The sequence below is a fragment of the Xanthomonas axonopodis pv. maculifoliigardeniae genome (genome assembly GCF_041519315.1).
GTDB lineage: Bacteria > Pseudomonadota > Gammaproteobacteria > Xanthomonadales > Xanthomonadaceae > Xanthomonas > Xanthomonas euvesicatoria.
Map to the genome: position 1 here is coordinate 3,608,149 of NZ_CP167998.1, position 23,538 is coordinate 3,631,686.

Here is a 23,538-nt window from a genome sequence, read left to right on the forward strand (position 1 = left end):
ATGCGAAAGAGCGACCGAGGCTTCAGCTGGTGACCACTGGTGAATGAAGCCGCCATCCATCACTATCGACTATGGGTGGAGCTATCCAGAAATTGTTTTTGATGCTGTTATTTGTGGTGTGGACACAATTAAGAAATCGACGACGCAAACGACCCAGTCTCTGCATTGCAACTTCTGCGCATTAGCCTTTCCGTAATGGAGTCAGCTGACTCTTATCTAGAGTCAGCCGAGTGCTCCTGTAAACGATGAATCAGCGCACAGATATCTTTTCTCGGATGAAGATAAGCGCTGGAGAGCGAAAACTGGGCCGCATCCAGTTCGACGACCGATGACTCATCGGCGTAAGGTCCGGCGAGAGCGGAATCGAAGAGAAGATGCGTTCCCGGCATTGTCAAGAAAGACCCTGAACTACAAAAATCCAGGGAATTTAATCCATCTCGCAACTCTTCAAGCAGATCATCTTCGGACGGCGCCCAACGCCAGCGAATGAGGAAAACTGATTTTTCAATTTTAGTGATAGCTGTCCTGTCAGGCTCATCACCCAGCACCAGGGCTTGCCTAGCTCCAACATCAATCACCCCAAGCTCATCTATCACATCACAAGCACGTGTGTAATCTGTCGCATCAGCGTCGACGAGTGACCCAGTGCTTCCGCACCATTGAGGCAGTAAGTCTCTATGTAAGAGGACCAATGGCCCTCCATTTGACTCAATCCAGTTTAGATCTTTCACTTTCTCTCCGGCGGCGGTGGCGGTGGCGGCCTATATTGCCTTACTTCCCCCCCTTGTTGCCTACTGCAGGACAAGCACTGCGGGTATAGACGCTGAGGCGCGCCACTAGGGTTTGCTTTGCTTGGCGGCTGGTGGTCTGGCACAAAATTGCCACGCTTTGTTCCAGGATCCGTAGTCCCGCAAGTGTGGCAGCCGGTCTTCCCACCAATCTCATTGACCTGCTCGCGTTCACCGTCGGTGAAGTCGCGCTCTGGGCCTCTAGCCGGTATTGAGTCACCAGCATGCTCTCCAGGCGCAAGCGTCTTTGGACCCGTCGATTGTTTATCTTCTGGTTGAGAGTTGGCCTGATAAATTTTGTAACCAACCTCACCAACAGCACCCACAATGATTGCAGCTGCGATGACATCCCCTGGACCAGGCAGAGGACTATCTAATTGTGACACTACACCAGCCTGCGCCGCCCGAGTTGCGGCTATCTCGCCGACCGCCCCCCAGGGGATAACAATTGAACGGCCATCCGGGTCGGTGAACTTGTAAGGGTTGTTGTTCGCATACCAGTAGCGATTGAAGTTCGCCGCAAGCACCGAGTCCGCGGCCACCGGGTCCACGCTCAGGAACCGGCCGAGGTCTTGGTCGTAGTAGCGCTGCTGCATGTAGGTCAGTCCGGTCGCCCCGTCCATGGCGTGGCCGGTGTAGCCGATGCCATCGACCGTTTTGCCGATAGGGCTGCCATAGGGCTGGTAGTCAGTCCGTTCAACCACTTGACCAGCGGCATCTGTCACCGCGATTGGGCTACCCAGCGCATCGGTGTGCTGGAACTTGATGGTCCCTGCGTTACGGGTGGCAAGCAAGCTCCCATTGAGATAGACGTATTCCATGTTGCCCTTGCCCGACGCCTCTGTGTAGAACAGCTGGCCAGCATGGCTATAGACCTGAACGGTCCGCGTCGTGGGGCGCCCAGCTATCGTGCGACGCCCGTAGGCATCGTAGGCATAGCTTTCCTTGCCGGTGACATCTCGCAGACGATTTCCATAGTCAAAGGTATAGGCTTGACCGTTCTTGTTCTTGAGGTTGCCCTGCGGGTCGTAGCTCAGCCCGACGGTGGTGGCGCCCGCATTGCTCTGGACATTGGTCAAGCGGTTCTTGGCGTCATACCAGTAATTGTTCTCGCGCACACCTGGAAGCTTGGCGGTGAGGATGTTGTCCAACACGTCGTAGGTATAGCGGTTCCAGTTGTCGCCGCCGAACCGCTCCGAGCCGGCCTCCATCAGGCGATCCAGTCCGTCATACCCCATGTAGCGGTTGTAGCCCGTCCCCCGCTGCTGATCGATGATGGCGCCGACGTTTCCATTGGCGTCGTATTGATACTCGAACGAAGCGACGTTGTTGTCCCGCACCTGCTGGGGCATCTGGCGCCCGTTGAGCACGAGCGAGTGGCTCACACCATTGCCATAGGTGAACTGCCGCGCGGCTCCATTGGGGTAGTAGCCAATACCAGAGGCGTAGACGTTCCCAAATTGATCGCGCACATCGGTCGGCTGACCAAGAGCATTGGGCGCATAGTTGATCGACAGCCCAGTGGGATAGGCCTGACTTGCAAGTGCTCCGTTCGCGTCATAGCCGTAGCCGATGGACCAGGTATACCAACCGGTCTGACCAGACGATTCGGATGTCAGCATCCGACGTTTGTTGTAGTTGTAAGCGTTGACGACAGATGAGCTACCGGCATCGTTCCAGGTCGTGACCTGTGCAGGCAGTCCGTCCGGGGTGTAGGACCAGTCCTGATTGCCATTCTTGTCAGGGAACCGCAGGGTCTTGAGGCGATTGCGAGTGTCGTAGGTGCGCACCACCTGGCGGCCACTGGCAGCAGCGGCTTCCAGGTCGCAGCTGGTCGTGCTGGGAAGATCAAGGCCACTGGCCGACCAAGCCAGATTGCCAGCCGCGTCGTAGGCCATGACGGTCGACCCGCTCTCGGGCTCGATCACTTTGCACAGCTGCTGGTTCGCATCATAGACGTAGCTACGGGCCGCCAGGCCAACGCCATGCGCCACCGGTGGCGGCGCCACCACCTGCACGACCTGGTTGCTGGATTCATTACCGAAATCACCGGCACCATCGCGCATTCGCCAACGCAGGTTGTAGCCGCCCGCACCAAGGGGGGCGCGGAGGCTGAAGTTGAAGTCCACACTTCCGCCAGGCGGAACATCGGATGGCAGGCCCACTTCGCCTGGCGACCATCCTCGCGTATCGCCAACCAACACAGCCCGATAGCCCTGCCCCTGGCGCCAAGTGACATTTCCCGTGTTCGTGAACCGCACCGACCCGGTGACAGAACGTCCGGTTGGGAGCTGCGCGGGCATGTTCTGAGACACGAAAGCAGCATTACGCTGCATAGCAGGAATCGAGAGTGCACCCGACCCATCAATGAGGGAGTTGTCCCGACCGACCGGAGAAATGCCATGGATATAGAACGGCTTGCCGCCTTGGCTTCGAATCAGGTCTTCGGTAACTGGAATTGAGAAGCGGTAGTTGCTTCCTGACGATGAGCAAGCGCTGGCAACGCCCGGTTCGCTGGCAAGGCTTGCGCTAGCGATAGCAGCAAGCGTTCCAGTCCCATAAGCCCCGCCCGCATACATATGGACGTCGATCGATCGGCGTAGTCCCGCAGAACACGCCCAGCCGACAATCGCCTTGTTGTCCTGGATACCCTCGATCCGCCCTTTGATCACCGATGCAGGCACGGCCACTGCGCCCGACCCGGAAATAGTGTCGTTTGAGGCACCTACCGGAGACAGGCCATGGATATAAATGGCCTTACCGCCGTTCTGGATGATGAAGTTCTCATCGATGGGGAACGAGAATCGGTAGTTGCTGCCCGAAGCACTACAAGCGCTAGCAATGTCGGCATCACTTGGTAACGTAGCTGCGGTAGCCGCGGCAAAGGTGCCTGAGCCAGCAGGCCCGCCTAAATACATGTGCACGTCGACAGAACGATTCAGATTCGTCGAGCACGCCCAGCCTGAAATGGAACCGTAAGTGACGCTGTCGATGTTGCCTTTGATAAGGGATGGGAGAACGTTCACGTAAGTTGGAGAACCTACTCCACCAAACCAGGCAACCCCATCCCTCACCATCCGCCATTGGAAAAGGGTGGATCCCGCCGTGAGAGGCGCACGGACCGTGAAGTTAAAAGTAGTGCTTGATGGATAGGCCACACTTGAGGCCAGTTCAACACGCGAGGTTCCCCACGTCGTGTTATCTGTCGGCCCTAGACTACCCAACCGATATCCTTCTTGCGGCGTCCACGTCTTCCATCCGGTGTTCTGAAAAGTGATGCTCGCCGTATACGATTGACCAACCACCATTGTCGTTGGGACTGACCCGCCGATGTATTTTGAGTCGTTCTCCTTGAGCTCCACAGGTGAAGGGCACTCATTGGCCGATCCTGCGGTCGAGCCATCAGGACATTTCCGTGCAGCTTCGGACGGCCCAGCCAAGACGCTGAGCACTAGCAGAGCGGCAATGGTCCAGCGCACCTTTAGCCTACCGCTCTGTCGTCTAAAAACATTTATTTCCGACGCTCTCATCGAAGATTCCTTTCGACCGATCATTGCGCGCCTCGCTCTATCCTGATTGCCTTACCAAAGACGTCCCGAGCAATCGATGTTCGTGCAGATTCGGGAAGCTGCACCCACACGGGCGCGTCATAGACCGGTTGATCGAACACCTGGTAACCCGTGCGCGTCTGAGCACCTCGCGGGTTCGTGACTAGGGTTTGTGCGCCAGGCAGATACTGCGTGATCGTGGTCAGCAATCCCTGCTCGCTGTCCTGCGATACCGCAGTGGGCCTGCCCACCACATCGAATTCTGTCCAGACACCCGTGCTGGCCGCTTCAGTGCTGCTCGGGTAAGACGCAAAGACGGCTCGTCCCTCATGGTCGTAGGCGAAGCGCTTGGTCCGCAGCGTTCCCGCCAAGTTTGCCGCGTCGTATTCCCGCGTCAACAGCGGCTGCCACAGCGCATCAAAGTAAGTGATCTTCTGCGCGTTCCCGGCAGTCACGGTCTGGCGCCAGTGGCCAGCGCCGATGCCATATTCGTCGCTCCCCACCCGCTCGAACGTCTGTGCAGTCGAGTTCCACGCTGTGCTGTCGCCCGATGGGTAGTTCGTGGCATTCAGCCGCCCCATCGCGTCGTAACCATACGTGGTCGCAAATCCATTCTCGTCGGTGGTCTGACGAATCCACCCATTGTCGTCCACCGACGCGGACTTGGCCGTGCCATCGGCATTTGTAACCGTCTGGGGAATGCCACGCTTCCAACCGGACAGGGTCGTTGCATTTCCTAGGCCGTCCTTAACCTGGGCCAAGGTCCCATCGGGATTGTAGGTATAGGTTGCAACCAACTTCCCGTTGCGCCATTCCGTCTGAGGCAACGCGTTGGCGCCATAGTCAATCTGAGAGGTCGCGATGCCTGTGTTGACGTTCCGAGCCATGGCGGTCTGTCCCAACACCCACGCGCCGCGTTCGTCGTAATACGTGGTTTCGTCGGTGCGGCTGTGCCAAGGACTGAACCGCTCAGTGCGCGTTGGCCTCGCGAACTCATCGAAGCACGGCTGCCCATTGCAGTCCGCGATGCGCCAGACGAATTGGTCGCCGTTGTCGATCGTGATCACTTGGCGCACAGGCCGCTGCCTGGCAGCCACGGTGTTGTCCCCGTAGTTGCCGGCTGGATACATGGTCCGCGCCGCGTAAGGTGCTGCATCGAACGCTGCGTAGTCGCTCACCTTGCTGCGCTTGGCCGTCGACCCGTTCCATCCGAAGTCCTGTTGCAAAAGCAGACCCTCGTTGGACCAGTAGCGATTGCCAAACCGGTAGCGCGTGGCCTGCCCTGCGGGATCTTTGACCGTGATGTCCCGCGTGATGGGGGAACCGGCATTGCACTCGACGTATTTGGCAGGGTCGCTGGGATTTGGGTAGGGGCTTGGCTGCCCAGTTGTTGGGCGTGCCGTAGTCATACGTCCACGTGAGTCCCTGTGCGGGCAACCCGGGGCCAGAGATCCGACGACTGGTGACGGCCATGACGTAGAATTGGTAGGGGATGTCCGAGTAGGCCTCCTGGATCCGGCACACCCTGGGCACCCATGACCGCCCCATGAGCATGGAGTTGACTGTGTAATCGCTGCGAGCGCCCGTGGGCGCCGTGATGCTTCCGACAACGTTGGTGCGTGACCACGGGCGGATGTTGTCACAGCCTGGTGGCTGGCCGTAGGTGACACGTGCACGGGACAAGGCAACCAGATCGAAGGTCCAGCTACTGCCATCAGGCAACGTCACTGTATCCAGGGTGTCACTGTAGCCGTAAGACCATGTCCGCCCGCCAGTGGTCACTGATGTAATGGTGTTTCCATCTCCTCCGGCATACGACAAGTCGATTCGACGGCCGTCACTAGCAACGATGCTTAACAGTTGCCAAGGGGCGCCAGGATTCCAGTTGTAAGTCACCGTGTTGCCAAAGCGATCGGTCACTCGTGTGGGATAGATCAAGACTTCTTTGCGAACCAGAATGTAATTGTTGGCCACCATGGGAACAATGTTCCCGATACCTGCGGTTGTCATGCTCGCCCCGCCAGCAGATGCTGTGCCCACCGAATTGGCTTGGGGAACAGGCGAAGACTTGCTCAAGGGGGGATACCAGCGCGAGACCATGTGGTTGAACGCATACACGCTGCCCTGTGTGTCGACCAGTTCAAAGCCTTCGCCACGAGCACCCGACTCGCTGGCGCCATCAAGCGACGCCAAGCAGCGGACGGCAGAACCATCCTTCAAGACGATGGGATAGGTTCTGCCATCGTTCGGCCGCAGCGCCTGAGCGGAGGTCTGCAAAAGCTCTTGGTCTCCACTCCCTGGCCGATAAAGAAAGCTTCCCTTCCAAAACTCCGAAGGATCAAAGTAGCCACCTTGATTTTCAAAGGCAGGGGGAACCTCATAACGGCTACAGCGGCTGTAAGCCGTGTCCCGAGTCCCGTTGACCACCCAGCCATCGGGCGCGATATTCCCACCCGGAAAGCCGAAGACACCATGCATGTAGGGAATATCCAAATCCCAAAGTTTGAAGTGGCCCTTCGTCGGGCTCCCCACCGTGAACCGACGACCTACACGGACTTGGAGCGCATTGTTGCCCTTCAGATCCACATCGGTCTGGACGATCTCCATTGAGCCCGTATAGAGGTTGATGTTGTCGCCGAAGAGCTTGTCGCCGGGGCTCTTCACCACTGCGCCCGATTGGATCAACTTGCCATAGTCGTCGTAGACATCCTCGGCCGCACCCAGTGCAGGCGACAGTCCGATCAAAGCAGCCAGCGCCAATCCAAACACGCGTATCTGACGCGAGGTCCTGCCCGATTCCATAGCATCTTCCAAGTTGACGACTGACCAAGGCCAGCACGAAGCTCATCGGTATCCATAGGCAGGCCAATGCTCCGCACAGCAAGCAGCAGCGCTCGCTCACGCAGGCAATGGCCAGCCCTAGGTAGAAGGTTTCGAGAGCGCGCGAAGCGCGACCAGCGGTCATTCCCCAATGCTCTCGCGCAGACGAAGGTTGCTCAGAGCCATGGGCTTGTCAACACGCTGTCACGCCCTGAAGCGGGCTGGCAGACAACCCCGGCAATGCCAAGATACTGACGGCGCTAGAGTTCGGTTTCGCACAATGGCGATGCGACGTGCTTGGCCTATATTGAAATCAGACAATCCTGACAAGATTATGGGTGATTTTCTGACAGAAGAAGTTGCGAGTCGGACGCGGGACCACCTCCGGTGGAAGCCGACTGCGCAGTGAGGGCTCCCCACCCTTCTCGCTTGGTCGCTCCAGGAGGCTCCGCAAGCGGCTATCCCCGCGCGATCGGCTCTTCTACTTCTCCCTCAGCCCGCTCTCTCTGGGCCCACTGGGCTTCATCGTTAGGCCGCAGATGGCTCGGCGGGGCCTGAGGAGGGCGGAGCGGCTGCATCCGCAGGAGGCTTACGCAGCTCGGTGGCGCGACCAGCGGTTTACGGCTGCCCAGTGGCGGCTCATGACTGCGTGACCATCGGGGGGCTTCTGAGTCATCCCGTGATCAGCGGGCTCCCCATGGTTCTGTTTGTGCTGTATGCGCAACTTACAGAGTGAATGAGCTGGCTCGAAAGCCTAGGACGTCTGGACTTGATTAGGCCGCTTAACATCGCGCTGGAAGAACGCCGCGATCGAGATACCGGCGCGCCAACGATTGAATCGACGTCGCCTACGCTACCTCGGTGTAGGTATGGCCACTGATATCAGGTTGTGAGATCCAGACGAGTTAAAGTCCCTTCGCAAAAGAACAGGGACTCTTATGGATTCTTCGGCGACCTCAATAAAGCCAGGTCTACTCGCAAGGTTCAAAACTTGGTGGGCAGGCATACGACCGACAGCTCAGGTATACCTGATCGCGCTAGCCTGCTTTGTTATTAGTGTGACGGTATTCTCAGTGCACCTGAACCATGACGCCGCGCGGATAGGTTGCTACCTATCATTTTTCCTCTTCGCTGCGGGATTTTTGAGGGAAGCCTACGTCTGGATTCTTCCCAAGTTGCAGCTGCCACTTGTGAAGTTGCTAGTCGCAGCGGGAAGCGTGACCGCAGCAGCGGCTGCGACCGGCGTCAGCCGGATGGCGGTGAATGAAGCAACTGGGCAAGACCCGGCAGCTTTCGCTACAACAGTGGCTTTTCTGGTTCCCATTTCATTCGTGCCCGTCCTGGCCGCCCTGATTGCGATAGCTGGCGTTTTCGTCATTCCGGGGACAATTCTTGGCAGCCTTGGTAAAGCCATGATCACTTGGTCCAAACCAGCAGATCTGGATGTAATTTTAAGTTTAGCTCGCATTATTGGCTGTTTGGCAGTTATCACTAGTGCCGCATCTGTGCTCAGAGCAAAATCCGTTCTTTTCCCGACGATGGAGTGGCTGGCAGGCCACAGCGCCCTAATGTTCGATCTCCAACCCAACAAATTTTGTAGTGAATTTAAGGAGGACCGAGTTTTGAGACTTAACGATAGCCTGGTCATCGTCGGCCGCGTTACTGATGATGGCGTTCAGTTTGTTCGCCGCGCTTGCCCGCTAAGCGCAGAGGATACGGTTTTGCGCCCTCCTGAGTTCGCTAAGCCCAAGATTGCATCAACGCTGGGCCACCCAAAGCCACCAAGCAGCGGCGGACAGCGATAGGTGCGAAGCACCGCAGCAAGAAAAGGCGAGAAGGCGCCAACACCGGGCTTCTTTGTTAGTTAAAAACATCTGCTCCATCCTTGACATCCTTTCCTAGTCTGTTAAGAAGCGAAACCTATCGCAGCGAATCAAACGACATGACAATCGAAGAATTTTGGAATCAGGCCTTTTTAACGTCCCTCGCGCGCGTTGACCCAGAGCAGGCAAAGCTGGACGCAGATCGGGCCGTCCAGATTGCGATTTCGCATTGGCAGGAACACATTTACTCATGGGGCCCATCCATAACCCCCAGGTGGCAGCATCAGAATATCTGCGCTGTTCCTAAAACATATGGAGCGGCGCCGGATTCTAGCTCCGGCGATAACGACTCTCATGGGGTTTAGCAAGACTTACTGAAGTCGAAGCCGCCAATGCCTCGTTCAGTGACTTCAGTGATGGATAACCGGCTAAGATGGTAAGCCCGGTCATATCCTTGCCGTCCCGTGTTCAGAGGCAGTGACCCATCTGTTCTCAAATTGATCCTCTGTCGGCTCACCATCCTCCCCGACTATATCGATCGATCCGTGTAAGTCGCCGATGGGTGGATCCCCAGCGACGCCTGGAGCAAACGCCTTGCTCAAGAATTCTTTTGGCAACGGCTGCTGTGCAGGCACCAGATCTGCCCTTTCGTTTACGAATCCCCAAGCTTCGTCGAGGGAGTCCGTTTGCGCTAGCACCTGAGGCGGCCCATTGGTATCAATGACTATGAACCGTCCGTAAGGCTGAATAAAGTGAGGAACAGGCTCACCGTAACTATCGCAGACGGTGTAGCGAACAACTATTACCCCCCTTTTAGCCGAAACTACTTCCTCTTTCGTCAATGTATCCATAATTGAATTTACTTTTTTTATCGCACAGCTTTTTGAAAAGGCCTGAACTGTAACCAGGAAGCAAGATAGGCGGACTGAACTTCGCAAGGGTTGCCACCCGGTCCGGCAGGCTTCGCCTGTCGATGTAGAACTTCTCCAAGACCGTCTGCCCGGTCCCGTGCCCCGTGAGTGCTCCGATCGCCGAAGCCGACACCCCCGCCTCGTCAAGCTTTGAAGCGATGGTGTGCCGGAACCCGTGGAACCCCTGCCCCTTCTCCGCCACCCCTTGCCGCTTGATATAGACGGAGAACTGGCGGCTCAGCTGCCGCCCATAGCCCAGTCCTGTCGAGTTGGGCAGGTCCGGGAATAGCCGCTCCACTCCAGCCTGTCGGGCCTCTTCCACGTAGGTCAGGAATCCGCAATCGATGACCGGCTGAGCCAGCGGAATGAACCGCCGGCTGTGCTTGTTCTTGATGCTCTGCTTCTTCCCGACTTTGCGCACGAAGAAACCGGGCACGCCATCAATGGTGTCGATGTCCTCCAGCCGGAGCTGCGCGATCTCGTTGACGCGAGCGCCGGAGTAGAGCCCGAGGATCGGCCCGAACCACCGATGCGGATACTTCGACGCCCACTTCGGGAACTCCACCGGGTCAAAGATCGCCTTCAACTCGGCGTCCGTGAAAGGCGAGCCCGTGTCTTCCGAATCAGGCGTGGAAATCGCTCGGATGCCCGCCAGCGGATTCACCGCCAGATGTTTGCCCTCGACCAGCGACACCAGAAAGACGCTCAACCGTTGCCGGTGCTTGGCCATGGTCCACGCCGCCGGCTCCGGCTCCTGGTTCTTCTTCGCCAGCTTGATGACCGCGGGCACCGACAGGTCCCGATAGGCCGGCCGCTTGGTCGCATTGGAAGGCCAGTAACGCACGCCCTCGAAGAAGGCCCGGACGTGATCCTGGGTCAGCGAGCCCACGGGCACGTCCTTGCCGATGATCCCGGCAAACAGACGCAGGGTGTGGCGGCTTTCGAGCACGGTCTTTTGGTGTAGGCGTGCCCCCGCCAGGTCCCTCAAATGATCGGCCATCGCCTTGGACAGCATCAGCGCCTTCGATGCATCGCCGGAGATGCGTTGACTGGCCTCTCGCACCTGTTGCTGACGCTTGGCCACCCTCGCCGACGTGACCTTGGCCGGTTCCACTTGGCGAGACCGCGCCATCAGGTCTCCGAACATCGCGGCATCGGGGGGGGTTGTCCAGCTGCGCCTGGGCGATGCGCGTGCCGTCCGGCAGCGTCACGTCTTTCAGTATGAGCTCTTGAATGTCACCACTGCGGACCTTCCTGAGCAGTTCGTCCAGATCCACGGTCATCCCTTTCCGCATGGCATCGAATGCCATCGATAGTGCCATCCCCATCGTGGCCGCCGCCAGCCTGGCGTGGTCCCCACGACGGTTTCCCAACGAGCGCACAAGGTAACGCGAGCCAATCAGGGCTCGAAGATCGGTGGGAACAAAGAAGCGCGCATACAAGCCAGCAGAGCGCGAAATCATCAGAGGCTTGGGCAAGATTGATACCTCGATTGATACCTAAAGGGGCATCGCTCGGAATCATCAATCGGCCAAAATATCCAAACCAGTCAACAGCTTACAGACTTGGCGGAAGCTCTGGAGCGGGCGATGGGAATCGAACCCACGTCAGTAGCTTGGGAAGCTACAGCTCTACCATTGAGCTACGCCCGCCTGGCGCTGACAGAGTTTATGCGGGCGCAGGTGTCCGGCGCAATGTGCGCAGATAGAACGAGGGCCGGTTGCCCGGCCCTCAGATGTTGCGTGTGAACTATCTGTGGCTAGCCGCGCCTCAGAAGTTGCCGCTGAAGTTCACGAACAAGGTCGCGTCGCGGGCACTGCGCTGGGCGGTGGTGGTGCTCAGGCCGATGTTGCTCTGCAAGCCCCACAGCCCGGTGCGGGCACCCAGGACGACAGTGGCGTAGTTGCGATCGAAGTTCTGACCAGGAACGGTGTACATGCCCACTTCCGGCATCGACTGCAGCCAGGCGCTGGCTTCGCCGCCGTCCTTGAACTCGTGGTCGTAGGTTGCCTGCAGGTACGGCTTGACCATGGCGCCGTCCAGACGCACCTGGAAGCCAACGCGGCCCACCAGCGAATCGATGTCCTGATTGGCGTAGCCCAGCGCGGTGGCGCTGTCGTTGCTTTCGGTATAGCCGTCGAGCTTGATCTTCTGCCAGGTCAGGCCGGCCACCGGGCCGTACTTGAGGTTGCCTTCGCCCAGCGAATACCCGGCGTTGAGGGCGGCGGTGAGGTTGCTGCCGTCCGGCGAGCCGCTGTGCACGCGGGTGGTCGGCCCGAGCTGCACTTCGCGGTCCACGTCGTAGCTCAGCCAGCTGTAGCTGACCTGCGCATTGACCCACACCGGGCCGGTGTACCAGCCGAAGAAGCCGCCCAGGGTGGTGTCGTCCTGCTTGAAGCTGCCGTTGCGGTTACCGAAGTCGGCGTCCATGCGGCCGAAACCGGCAAAACCACCGAACACCAGGTCGCCTGCAGTCCAATCCACACCGAACAGGCCGGCCGGCGCCATGCCGTCGTACAGGTCCGCGTGGTCGTAACGCTGCATGTCGCCGCGCACGCTGCCCCACCAACGCATGCCGTCGGCGTCCGGCTTGCCGTCCAGATGCCAGGCCACCTGGTCGGCGCGCGCGCGGCCGCCGGCCTGCGCCGAATGCGTCAGCACCTGCTGCAGACGCGGCGCTTCCAGCAACGAGATGGCGTATTCGCCCAGGATCTGGTGCACCGCCGTGGTCGGGTGGATGCCATCGGCGAACACATAGGTGTTCTGCGCATTGGCGGCGACCAGGCTGGTCGGGTTACAGGCCGGCAACGGCACGGCCGGGTTGCAGGCGGTGCTGGTGACATTGCTGAAACCATAGGTGCCCGGGTTGGCGACGATTTCCTGCAGCATGTGGAAGGTGTCGACCGGAATCACGCGCAGGCCAGCGGACTGCAGGCCATTGAACAAGGCGGTGTTATAGGCCGTGGCCGCAGCGGTGCCCTGCGCCATCCCCACGGCGCCGCCGGCGCGGAAGCGCGGGGTGAGGCCGACGTCCGGAATGGTCGGCACCATGACGTAACGCGCGCCGGCATTCTGCAAGGTGGCCACGGCACCGACCTGGGCGGTGACTGCGCTGCCGATGATGGCCTGGGCCTGGGCCGGAGCGAGGGACGCGGCGAGCAGGTCGTTGGCGCCGCCCCATACGGTGTACAGCGCATTGGGGTTGGCACGGCCGCCGTTGGCGGTGAGATAGGTGTTGATCTGGCTGGTCACCGACGGCGCAGCGCCGAGTGCGCTGACCGAGCTGGCCTGGATGCGCGCACCGCCGGCAGCGTAGTTGTCGCCGGTCTGGCCGTTCCCGTTGGGCGCGGCATTGGTGCCGAAATGGTCGCCGACATATTCGGCCCACACCCAACCCGGGTTGGTGGTGAACTTGCCGGTGACCGCGCGCGAAGCGGCCGGCAGCAGCGGGTTGTAATACCCGCTGTCGGTGAGGCTGTCGCCGAAGAACACGGTCTGGTCGAAGGCCGACTCGGCCATGGCCGGGGCGGCCGCAATAGCGATGGCCATAGCCATCAGGGAGCGGATCGGGCGAAGTGTGGAAGCCATCGGAATGCCTGCTTGAAGTGAGTGGGACCGGACCGGCGTGCATACGTACGCTGGCGAATGGCACATGGTTTCACCCTGGCCGCCCGCGCTCACGCTGCATTGCCGCATAACGCAAAAACGCGCGCCGGAGCGGCACGCGATGCAACAATGATGACATGAACATCCAACTCAACGGCACCCCGCGCACGCTTCCGGACAATTTGCCGCTGGCCACCCTGCTGGAGCAGGAAGGCTTAGCACAACGCCGCGTCGCGGTAGAGGTCAATGGCGAAATCGTGCCGCGCGGACGGCATGCAGATCACGCATTACGCGAGGGCGATGTGGTGGAAATCGTGCACGCGCTGGGCGGCGGCTGATGCGCCGCGCAAGCCGGCGCATCCGCGTCCGATCGGTGATAATTGGCGCATGACGAATCCCGCCCCCTCTGATGCGCTGGTCATCGCCGGCAAACACTACCGTTCGCGCCTGCTCACCGGCACCGGCAAGTTCAAGGACCTGGACGAAACCCGCCTGGCCACCGAAGCCGCCGCAGCCGAAATCGTCACCGTCGCCATTCGCCGGGTGAACATCGGCCAGGACCCCAACGCACCCAGCCTGCTGGATGTGCTGCCGCCGGAGCGCTACACGCTGCTGCCCAACACCGCCGGCTGCTACACCGCCGAAGAGGCGGTACGCACCTGCCGGTTGGCGCGCGAACTGCTGGACGGCCACAACCTCACCAAGCTCGAAGTGCTTGGCGACGAGAAGACCCTGTACCCGGATGTGGTGCAGACGCTCAAGGCTGCCGAACAACTGGTCGCCGATGGTTTCGAGGTGATGGTCTACACCTCCGACGACCCGATCCTGGCCAAGCGCCTGGAAGAGATCGGCTGCGTGGCGGTGATGCCGCTGGCCGCGCCGATCGGCTCGGGACTGGGCATCCAGAACAAGTACAACCTGCTGGAAATCATCGACAACGCCAAGGTGCCGATCATTGTCGACGCTGGGGTGGGCACCGCCTCGGATGCGGCAATCGCCATGGAGCTGGGCTGCGATGGCGTACTGATGAACACCGCCATTGCCGGTGCGCGCGACCCGATCCTGATGGCCAGCGCGATGCGCAAGGCGATCGAGGCCGGACGCGAGGCGTTCCTGGCCGGGCGGATTCCGCGCAAGCGCTATGCATCGGCGTCGAGCCCGGTGGATGGTGTGATTGGATGAGTGGGCGGTCTGCGTTGACATTGCGGCCGAGGCGCAATGATTGGCAGTGCGGAGTGCCGGATATGACCGCTGCCAGATCGCGCGTTGCTGCGAGCGCCCCCTCGCGCCGTACCCTCACCCCGACCTCTGCCCCGCTCCGCGCCCTGGCCCGTGCCTGCGTCGCGGGCGCTCCCAGGCACGCGCGCCCATGGCGCGCAAACTGTGCCTCCTCGCTCCGGTGGGAGAGGGGCTTTCGTTTTGCCGATGACTTAATTCATGACTGATCCTTTCACCAGCGACGGCGCCAAGATGCCGCCCAAGCCCTTCACCATCGAAGAGGGCCGCCGGCAGGTGCGCAGCTTCGTGCTGCGCCAGGGCCGTTTCACCCCCGCGCAGCAACGCGCCTTCGACGACCTGTGGCCGCGGTTCGGGCTGGACTACACCGGTGCGCCGCGCGATCTGGCTGCCACCTTCGGACGCGATGCGCACAAGGTGCTGGAGATCGGCTTCGGTAATGGCGCCGCGTTGCGCTTTGCCGCGCAGCAGGACCCAAGCCGCGATTACATCGGCATCGAGGTGCATGCTCCTGGCGTGGGCCGCCTGCTCAACGCGCTGGACGAAGACGGCAGCACCCATGTGCGCCTGTATCACCACGACGCGGTGGAAGTGCTGGAACACGAAATCGCCGACGGCGCGCTGGACGAAGTGCGTATCTATTTCCCCGATCCATGGCACAAGAAGCGGCACAACAAGCGCCGCCTGATCCAGCCGGCATTCGCGCAGTTGCTGGTGCGCAAGCTGCGCGAGGGCGGCCGCCTGCATGCGGCCACCGACTGGGCCGATTACGCCGAACAGATGTGGGACGTGCTCGATGCCACCCCGGGCCTGGTCAATCGCGCCGGCCCGCGCGGCCACGTCGAACGCCCGGCCTGGCGCCCGCAAACCCACTTCGAGACGCGCGGCCAGAAGCTTGGGCACGGTGTGTGGGATTTGCTTTATGACCGGGAATCGGGATTGGGGATTCGTAACAGCGGCATCCCCGGCAACCAGACGCTTCAGCGCTTTTAACCAATCTCCACTCCCGAATCACGAATCCCGGCCCCCAATGGACACCGCGCTGACGCTGACCAACGATATGAAGCTCGTCCTCGGGCTGGTCGGTTTCACGATGGCGATGTTCCTGTTCGAGCGCATTCGCGCCGACGTGGTGGCATTGATCGTGCTGGTGGTCTTGGGCGTCACCGGGCTGGTGGCGCCGGAAGAACTGTTCGGTGGGTTTTCCGGTAATGCGGTGATGAGCATCATCGCTACCACCATTCTGGGCGCGGGGCTGGAGCGCACCGGTGCGTTGAACCGGTTGGCCACCTGGTTGTTGCGGCGTTCGCACGGCAGCGAGCAGCGCCTGATGATGATGACGCTGGCCATCTCCGGCTTGAACTCCTCGTTCATGCAAAACCCCTCGGTGATGGCGTTGTACCTGCCGGTCGCCTCGCGCCTGGCCGCACGCACCGGGCTCACCTTGCAGCGCATGCTGCTGCCGATCGCCGCGGCCATCGTGATGGGCGGCGCGCTCACCATGGTGGGCAATTCGCCGCTGATCCTGCTCAACGACCTGCTGGTCTCGGCCAACAACAACCTGCCCTCGGGCATGGCCAGCATCGAGCCGTTGACGATGTTCGCGCCGCTGCCGATCGGCGTGGCGCTGCTGATCGCCGCACTGCTGTACTTCCGCTTCTACGGCGACCGCAAGCTGATCGAAGAAGAACGCCTGATCAACGAAGGCGTGACGCCCTCGCGCACCGAAAGCTATTTCGCCAAGACCTACGGCATCGACGGCGATGTGTTCGAGCTGACCGTCACCGCCGAAAGCCCGCTGGTGGGCATGACCCTGGGCGAGGCCGAAGCCTTGCACGATGCACCGTTGCTGCTTGCGCTCAAGACCGGTAACGACACCCGCCTGGCGCCACCGGCCGATATGCGCATCTGGGTCGGCAGCGTGCTCGGCGCGATGGGCCCGCGCCAGGAAGTGGCCGACTTTGCGCAAAACCAGTTCCTGCGCATGTCCTCGCGCCTGCGCAACCTGGGCGATTTGTTTAATCCCAGCCTGGCCGGTATTTCCGAAGCGTTGATTCCGCCGAACTCGCGGTTGATCGGCAAGAGCGCCGGCGAATTGCGCTTGCGCAAGCAGGCGGGCATCAGCCTGTTGGCAATCAACCGCGACAAGCAGGTCATCCGCGAAGACGTGCGCAACGTGCCGCTGCGCGCCGGCGACATGCTGGTCTTCCACAGCATCTGGCAGGACCTGGCCCAGGCGGCGGAAAGCCGCGATTTCGTGCCGGTGACCGACTTCCCCAAAGGCGAGCAGCGTCCGCACAAGTTCAAGATCGCGATGGCGATCTTCGCCTTCACCATCCTGATCGCACTGACCTCGCGCCTGCCGGTGGCGCTGACACTGATGACCGGCGTGGCCTGCATGCTGGTCAGCGGCGTGCTGCGCATGGACGAGGCCTACGCCTCGATCAACTGGAAGACCATCTTCATGATGGCCGGGCTGATTCCGCTGGGCTGGGCCATGGACAGCAGCGGCACCGCGGCCTGGGTTGCCGGCCACACCATCGACCGCCTGCCCGAAGGCGTGCCGGTGTGGGCGCTGGAAATCAGCCTGGCACTGTTGACCACAGCTTTTTCCTTGGTGATCAGCCACGTGGGCGCGACCATCGTGATGGTGCCCATTGCAGTCAATCTGGCGCTGGCCGCCAACGGCAACCCCACCGCCTTCGCGCTGATCGTGGCGTTGTCGGCGTCCAACAACCTGATGACCGCGTCCAACCCGGTGATCTCGATGGTGGCCGGCCCGGCCAACTATCAACCGCGCGAGTTGTGGCGCGTGGGCGCACCGCTGTCGCTGATCTACATCGTGGTGATGGTATCGGTGATCAACCTGATGTTCTGGTGGGCGGCGCGCTGATCCGGCGTTGCGCTTTTTTCGAGCGGCCGACAAAGCGTCATCGGCAATCGTTGCTGGCGCTTACCCCAGCAGCACCTGCTCATCTTCAACCCGCACCGGCACCGCAAACAACGATTGGCCGCGGCATGGGCCGCTGACGCATTCGCCACCGCTGAGTTCGAAGGCCGCACCGTGCGCGGCGCACACCAACTGCCCTTCCTTGGTCTTCAGGAACTGCCCCGGCGCCCAGTCCAGCCGGCGGCCGGCATGCGGGCAGATGTTCAACCACGCACGGACCTGGGTGCCTTCGCGATACAGCACCAGCGATTCGGCACCGCTCTCCAGCAGTGCTTCCACTTCCAGAAACCCGGCATCGGGAATCTGCATCAACGTGGCAAGCGTGGTGGGCGATGGCAACGACATGCAGGGGACCGGGCAACGATGGCAATGGGCCTGGATTGTGGCACGCGCGCCTGGCCAGCACGGGGAGCCCCAGACGGCGACTGCGGGACAACGCCATTGCCCAGCCAACCGGCCACAACTGGCCGTATACGCCGTCATCGACGCCTGCCGCACGTGATCGCCTTCGCAAATTGCAGTGTCAATTAACGAACTTTTCACTCAATGACATGAAACCGCAACGATACTGCGCCCTCGTTTCCTGCCCGGCAGCCCACCGCCATGCCTGCACGCCTCTTCCAATTCGGCAACTTCCATCACCTGTTTGCGCCGCGCAAGCCGCGTCACCCATTGGTGCGCGTTGCCGCCGGCCTGGCCGGTCTGGTGATCCTTGCGGTGCTGATCTTCTTCAGCGTGTTCGTTGGCGCAGCGATGATCCTGGGCGGCATCGCCTGGAAGCTGTTGAGCAAGTCGAACCGCCGCACACCGCAGCAGGCACGCGTGGTCGACGCCGAGTACCACGTGGTGCGCAAGCCCGCGTTGCCGTTGTCGCACTGACACTTGGCTGACTGCATCGCTGCGCCGCGGTCTCGGCCTGCGCAGCAGGTGCGGGGTTTGGCCGATGCCTGCATCGATGATGATTTGATTCCAGCACGCCACACCTGGCGTGCGACGGCTTGCCGCGCGTTGAGCAGTGCCATGTCGCCGGGTGCTGCGCTGCGCTGATGGGCCACAGGCGCATTGGGTGCTGCTTCGAGCACCAGTTCACCGCCCTGCGCGCACGTCTTCTCACTGCCGCATCAATGCACACCGCGCTCGCATCGAACGCCAGCGCCGCACTGCCAGCTCTGTAGTGGGTTCGCAATCGTCTGGTTGTACCCATTGCCACTCACGCGTCGACGCTTCAGAGGCCTCGCAGCGCTGCCAGCCCGGCCATGTCATGCACTGGATGCAAAGCGTCATGGTTCCGTCGTACACAGGCGAACCGCTAGACTCATCTGCCCGTATGTTGAGGATGCGCGCATGACCCACGATGTGATTCCCGCCGCCGATGTTCCGCGCATTCCTGTGGTGGGTGGTGGTAGTTTTCCGGTGCATCGCATCTACTGCGTGGGGCGCAACTTTGCCGACCATGCGCGCGAGATGGGCGCCACCGCACCAGCCTCCAAGGCCGAGCGTGGCCAGCCGACCTTTTTCATGAAGCCTGCCGATGCCATCGTGGTCGGCCACGGCGACCACATTCCCTACCCGCCCGGCACCAAGGAACTGCACCATGAAGTGGAACTGGTGGTGGCGCTGGGCAGCGATGCGCCGGCCGGCGAGTTGCCGGTGGAACAGGCCGAGCGCCTGATCTACGGCTACGGCGTGGGCCTGGATCTGACCCGTCGCGACCTGCAGGCCGCGGCCAAGGCCAAGGGCTTGCCGTGGGATATCGCGAAGGGCTTCGATCACTCCGCACCGATCAGCGAGCTGGTGCATGCCGGCGAAGTCGGCGCGTTGGAGGCGCTGAATCTGTCGCTGGAGGTCAACGGCCAGGTGCGTCAGCAGTCGTTGCTGGATCAAATGATCTGGAACGTGCCGGAGATCCTGCATGAGCTTTCCAAACTCTACGCACTGCGCGCAGGCGACCTGATCTTCATGGGCACGCCGGCCGGCGTCGGCCCGTTGCTGCCGGGCGACCAGTTCAGTGCGCGCCTGGAGAACGTCGCCGAGCGCCACGGCATCATCGCGGGCTGACATCGAGCCGGCTACGATCGGGCTGCGGCAGTTGGTCCGCGACCGCAGTTGGAGTGCACTATGGGAATGGTCAGCGAATTCAAGCAATTCGCAATGCGCGGCAATGTCATCGACCTGGCGGTCGGTGTGGTCATCGGTGCGGCGTTCGGCAAGATCGTCACCGCGCTGGTGGAGAAAATCATCATGCCGCCGATCGGTTGGGCCATCGGCAATGTGGATTTTTCGCGCCTGGCGTGGGTACTCAAGCCGGCCGGCGTCGATGCCACCGGCAAGGAAATCCCGGCCGTTGCCATTGGCTACGGCGATTTCATCAACACCGTCGTGCAGTTCCTGATCATCGCTTTCGCGATCTTTCTGGTGGTCAAGTTGATCAACCGCGTGACCCACCGCAAGCCGGACGCGCCGAAGGGCCCGAGCGAAGAAGTACTGCTGCTGCGCGAGATTCGCGACGCGCTCAAGAACGACACGCTCAAGCCGCCGGGCGCGCTGTAAGCGGGCACAACCAACTGGCGCATCCTGTGGCGCAACTTCGCGCAGAAGGATGACCTTTCGCACGCAGACGGGGGACCTGGCGCTGATAAGCTCGGGGTCCCCTTGTCGTTGGAGCCGCCCTGCATGCGTCGTCTCGCTGTTGCCATCTCTGCCCTACTCGCCTGCTCCTCCGCACTCGCCGCGCAGACCAGCATCCCCGACAGCGCATTGCGTACCGCAGCGCAGCTACGCGAGCAGGCGCTGGCCGATGACACCGGCTTTTCGGTGGTCCAATCGTTGACCACCGAGGTGGGCCCGCGCATTGCAGGTGGCGAAGCAGACCCGCGTGCGGTGGCCTGGGCCAAGGCGAAATTCGCTTCGCTGGGTTTCGACAAGGTATGGACCGAGCCGGTGACCTTTCCGAAATGGGAGCGTCGCAGCGAACACGCTGTCGTGATCGGGGCGCATGCGCAGCCGTTGACCATCACCGCATTGGGCGGCAGCCCGGGCGGCACTGTCGAGGGCGAGGTGGTGCGTTTCGAAACGCTTGCTGCGTTGCAGGCCGCGCCAGCCGGCTCGCTGGCCGGCAAGATTGCCTTCGTCGATTACCAGATGGTCAAGGCGCGCGACGGCAAGGATTACGGCAATGGCGGCGCCGTGCGCAGCAAGGGGCCGTCCGAAGCGATCCGCAAGGGTGCCATTGGATTTGTCATGCGCTCGGCCGGCACCGACTCGCACCGCGTGCCGCATACCGGCATCACCCGTTTCGATGAGGGCCTGACGCCGGTGCCGGCTGCAGCGCTGTCGGTGCCCGATGCCAACCAGCTCGCGCGGCTCACCGCACTGGGCAGCACGCGCGTGCGCCTGGAGTTGGATTGCGGCTGGGACGGCACGGCCACCTCGTACAACGTGATCGGCGAAATCACCGGGCGCAGCAAGCCCAAGGAAGTGGTGGTGATCGGCGGACATCTGGATTCATGGGATCTGGGCACCGGCGCCATCGACGACGGCGCCGGCGTGGCGATCACGATGGCTGCCGGCCACCTGATCGGCCAGCTCAAGCAGCCACCCAAGCGCACCATCCGCGTGGTGGCCTTCGCCAACGAGGAGCAAGGCCTGTACGGCGGCAAGGCGTATGCCGCCGCGCATGGCACCGATGCCAAGGACATGGCACTGCATCAGATCGGCGCGGAAAGCGACTTCGGCGCCGGACGCATCTATGCGTTCAACACCGGCGCGGCCGCACCGGACGACTCGCGTGCAGCGACCAGGCAGATTGCCGAGGTGCTGGCACCGCTGGGCATCGCGTATGAACCGGGCAAGGGCGGCCCCGGCCCGGATGTCGGGCCGATTTCCGCCAAGGGTGGAGCCTGGGGGTGGCTGGCGCAGGATGGCACCGACTACTTCGACCTGCACCACACCGCCGACGACACGCTGGACAAGATCGACCCGAAGGCGCTCGCGCAGAACGTGGCCGCCTACACCGTGTTTGCGTATCTCGCCGCAGAAGCCGATGGCGATTTCGGCAGCCGCGCGAAGAGCGTGCAACCGCCGAGCGAGTGAATGGCCAGGACGATGCGGGGTATGCGCCGAACGCTCGATTCGGCCGTGATTTGCCGGTTTTCAAGCGCCAGGCGCATGCAGGAATCGCACGATGCCTGGCGCTGCTGCTTGCGCAGATCGGCGCGTTCGTCTGGCAAGTGCGCAGTTGCGATGAAGCGGCTGCCACTGGCCGCGGGTCGTACCGGGTAGAGGCACATCACTTGCTCGGCAGCGGTGCGTAGGCGGTGGATTCGGCGATGACCGGCAGCCGCCGCTGGTACTGCGTCAGGTGATGGGTCGGTTGTTTTCCGTGGTCGCTTCACACGTCGAACCGGTAGCGCGCCCATTCGCTCTTACTCCAGGATGAGCACACACAATGGTGGCCAAGCGCCAACGCAGTGCGAACAATGCGGCGACGTTGTTGGATGTCGCCAAACACGCCGGCGTCTCGCCGATGACCGCTTCGCGTGTGATCAACCGTCACCCGCATGTGGGCGAAGCGATGCGCGCGCGCGTGGAGGCCTCGGTACAGGCATTGGGCTACCGGCCCAACCTCGCCGGCCGCTCGTTGCGGACCAGCGGGCTGCTGCGTATCGGCGTGCTGTACAGCAACCCGAGCGCCGCATACCTCAATCAATTCATGCTCGGCCTGCTTGAGCAGAGCAGCCTCACCGGCAGCCAGGTCATGGTGGAGAAGTGCGGTGCCATCCGCAGCCAGCGTGCGGCCACCGAGCGCCTGCTCGCTGCCGGCGTCGATGGGGTGATCCTGCCACCGCCGTTATGCGACTCGCGCCAGACCATCGCCGAACTCGATGCGCGCGGCATTCCGGTCGTGGCGGTGGCCAGCGGCGCACCGATGGCGCAAATCAGCTCGGTGCGGATCGACGACTACCAGGCCGCACGCGCCATCGTCGACCACCTGATCGAGCTCGGGCATCGTCGCATTGCGTTGATCAAGGGCGACCCCAAACACACCCCGAGCGCACTGCGCGCCAACGGCTATCTCGACAGCCTGCACGCTGCCGGCGTGTCGGTCGCAGATGGCTTGATCGCCGAGGGCCTGTTCACCTATCACTCCGGTCTTCTGGCCGCACGCAGCCTGTTGGCGCAGCGGCCACCACCCACGGCGATCTTCTGCAGCAACGACGACATGGCGGCCGCAGCGGTGGCGGTCGCGCACGGACTGGGCTTGCGCGTGCCCGAAGATGTCTCCATCGCCGGCTTCGACGATACGCCGGTGGCCACCACCATCTGGCCCGAACTCACCACCGTGCACCAACCGGTCACTGCGATGGGTCGTGCTGCTGTGTCACTGCTGGCCGACGCGGTTCGTCAACGCCGCAAGGGCGACACCGCACCCGGCGTGCATCAGGTGATGAAGTACACGCTGGTCAAGCGTGGCTCGACGGCAGGGCCGCCGAAGACATAGCGCCACAGCGCGCCATCACCATCCCGGGTCGGCATAGACGCATCACCTCACTCTGTGCGCACGCTGCGCCGTCGCGGCCGACCGCTGCCGTTTCAACAGCAATCAGACTGACAGTTGCAGCATTCAACTGCCGGCGTGATTGCGCAGACGCCCGCCCTACCACGCAAAAAAACGGCCACATCGCTTCCCGACGATGTAGCCGAAATGGGAGGGTATTCGACGTCACCGCCGAACGTACTGCAGCGCCGTATCAAACGGCGACGGGAAGAACGCGCAATGACCGCTTGGAGAGGAAGGAGGACAACCGCATGTGCGGCACCGCGCGGGGACGCACCGTGCCGCACATCAGTGTCTTT

General features: G+C 61.8%; 14 protein-coding genes, 1 tRNA gene and 2 pseudogenes. 10 read left to right on the forward strand and 7 right to left on the reverse strand.

The window, feature by feature from the left end:
• Positions 1–212: 212 nt before the first annotated feature.
• From ACDH77_RS15485 to ACDH77_RS15495, 3 genes and pseudogenes are all read right to left on the reverse strand, one after another.
• Positions 213–731, reverse strand: a complete 519-nt coding sequence (locus ACDH77_RS15485) for an Imm21 family immunity protein (RefSeq protein WP_078560618.1) — start codon at positions 729–731, stop codon at positions 213–215.
• Positions 728–3,814 carry an RHS repeat domain-containing protein gene (locus tag ACDH77_RS15490; protein ID WP_372353539.1) on the reverse strand — a complete coding sequence of 1,029 codons (3,087 nt, stop codon included), beginning with the start codon at positions 3,812–3,814 and terminating at the stop codon, positions 728–730. Before ACDH77_RS15490 ends, ACDH77_RS15485 begins: the two co-directional genes overlap by 4 nt.
• A 524-nt stretch (positions 3,815–4,338) precedes the next feature.
• A pseudogene (locus ACDH77_RS15495) lies at positions 4,339–7,150 on the reverse strand (RHS repeat domain-containing protein).
• Between the two features lie 1,079 nt (positions 7,151–8,229).
• Between ACDH77_RS15495 and ACDH77_RS15500 the strand changes: the two are divergent.
• Positions 8,230–8,961: a hypothetical protein gene (locus ACDH77_RS15500; protein WP_039443891.1), complete on the forward strand. Its 732-nt coding sequence runs from the start codon at positions 8,230–8,232 to the stop codon at positions 8,959–8,961.
• Positions 8,962–9,792: 831 nt separating this feature from the next.
• Here ACDH77_RS15500 and ACDH77_RS15505 read toward each other — a convergent pair.
• The 3 genes and pseudogenes from ACDH77_RS15505 to ACDH77_RS15515 form a co-directional block, all read right to left on the reverse strand.
• A pseudogene (locus ACDH77_RS15505) lies at positions 9,793–11,353 on the reverse strand (tyrosine-type recombinase/integrase).
• Positions 11,354–11,468: 115 nt separating this feature from the next.
• Positions 11,469–11,542: transfer RNA gene (locus tag ACDH77_RS15510), tRNA-Gly, on the reverse strand.
• Positions 11,543–11,660: 118 nt separating this feature from the next.
• Positions 11,661–13,445, reverse strand: coding sequence for an autotransporter outer membrane beta-barrel domain-containing protein (locus ACDH77_RS15515; protein WP_122272416.1), 1,785 nt, complete (start codon positions 13,443–13,445; stop codon positions 11,661–11,663).
• A 188-nt stretch (positions 13,446–13,633) separates the two neighbouring features.
• Between ACDH77_RS15515 and thiS the strand changes: the two genes are divergently transcribed.
• The 4 genes from thiS (at position 13,634) to ACDH77_RS15535 (ending at position 17,625) form a co-directional block, all read left to right on the forward strand.
• Positions 13,634–13,834 carry a sulfur carrier protein ThiS gene (gene thiS, locus ACDH77_RS15520; RefSeq protein WP_008576838.1) on the forward strand — a complete coding sequence of 67 codons (201 nt, stop codon included), beginning with the start codon at positions 13,634–13,636 and terminating at the stop codon, positions 13,832–13,834.
• A 49-nt stretch (positions 13,835–13,883) separates the two neighbouring features.
• Positions 13,884–14,678 carry a thiazole synthase gene (locus tag ACDH77_RS15525; RefSeq protein WP_011348384.1) on the forward strand — a complete coding sequence of 265 codons (795 nt, stop codon included), beginning with the start codon at positions 13,884–13,886 and terminating at the stop codon, positions 14,676–14,678.
• Between the two features lie 255 nt (positions 14,679–14,933).
• Positions 14,934–15,725 (forward strand): tRNA (guanosine(46)-N7)-methyltransferase TrmB, encoded by a 792-nt coding sequence (gene trmB / locus ACDH77_RS15530; RefSeq protein WP_029820146.1) that lies wholly within the window; start codon positions 14,934–14,936, stop codon positions 15,723–15,725.
• Positions 15,726–15,762: 37 nt separating this feature from the next.
• Complete coding sequence (locus ACDH77_RS15535; protein ID WP_008576832.1) at positions 15,763–17,625, forward strand: SLC13 family permease; 1,863 nt, start codon at positions 15,763–15,765, stop codon at positions 17,623–17,625.
• 60 nt (positions 17,626–17,685) lie between these two features.
• Here ACDH77_RS15535 and ACDH77_RS15540 read toward each other — a convergent pair whose 3' ends face one another.
• On the reverse strand, positions 17,686–18,027 hold the full coding sequence (locus tag ACDH77_RS15540) for a Rieske (2Fe-2S) protein (protein ID WP_008576830.1): 342 nt from the start codon (positions 18,025–18,027) through the stop codon (positions 17,686–17,688).
• A 258-nt stretch (positions 18,028–18,285) separates the two neighbouring features.
• On the opposite strand from ACDH77_RS15540, the gene ACDH77_RS15545 reads away from it, so the two are divergent.
• The 5 genes from ACDH77_RS15545 to ACDH77_RS15565 all read left to right on the forward strand — a co-directional run bounded on the left by ACDH77_RS15545 (position 18,286) and on the right by ACDH77_RS15565 (position 23,182).
• Positions 18,286–18,561 carry a hypothetical protein gene (locus tag ACDH77_RS15545; protein WP_008576828.1) on the forward strand — a complete coding sequence of 92 codons (276 nt, stop codon included), beginning with the start codon at positions 18,286–18,288 and terminating at the stop codon, positions 18,559–18,561.
• A 465-nt stretch (positions 18,562–19,026) separates the two neighbouring features.
• The gene (locus ACDH77_RS15550; RefSeq protein WP_008576826.1) at positions 19,027–19,740 is read left to right on the forward strand and encodes a fumarylacetoacetate hydrolase family protein; all 714 of its coding nucleotides are present in this window, start codon (positions 19,027–19,029) and stop codon (positions 19,738–19,740) included.
• Positions 19,741–19,800: 60 nt separating this feature from the next.
• Positions 19,801–20,232 (forward strand): large-conductance mechanosensitive channel protein MscL, encoded by a 432-nt coding sequence (mscL, locus tag ACDH77_RS15555; RefSeq protein ID WP_003487203.1) that lies wholly within the window; start codon positions 19,801–19,803, stop codon positions 20,230–20,232.
• 123 nt (positions 20,233–20,355) lie between these two features.
• Complete coding sequence (locus tag ACDH77_RS15560; protein ID WP_031424084.1) at positions 20,356–21,774, forward strand: M28 family peptidase; 1,419 nt, start codon at positions 20,356–20,358, stop codon at positions 21,772–21,774.
• A gap of 355 nt (positions 21,775–22,129) precedes the next feature.
• Positions 22,130–23,182: a LacI family DNA-binding transcriptional regulator gene (locus tag ACDH77_RS15565; protein WP_008576822.1), complete on the forward strand. Its 1,053-nt coding sequence runs from the start codon at positions 22,130–22,132 to the stop codon at positions 23,180–23,182.
• The last annotated feature ends 356 nt before the right edge of the window (positions 23,183–23,538 follow it).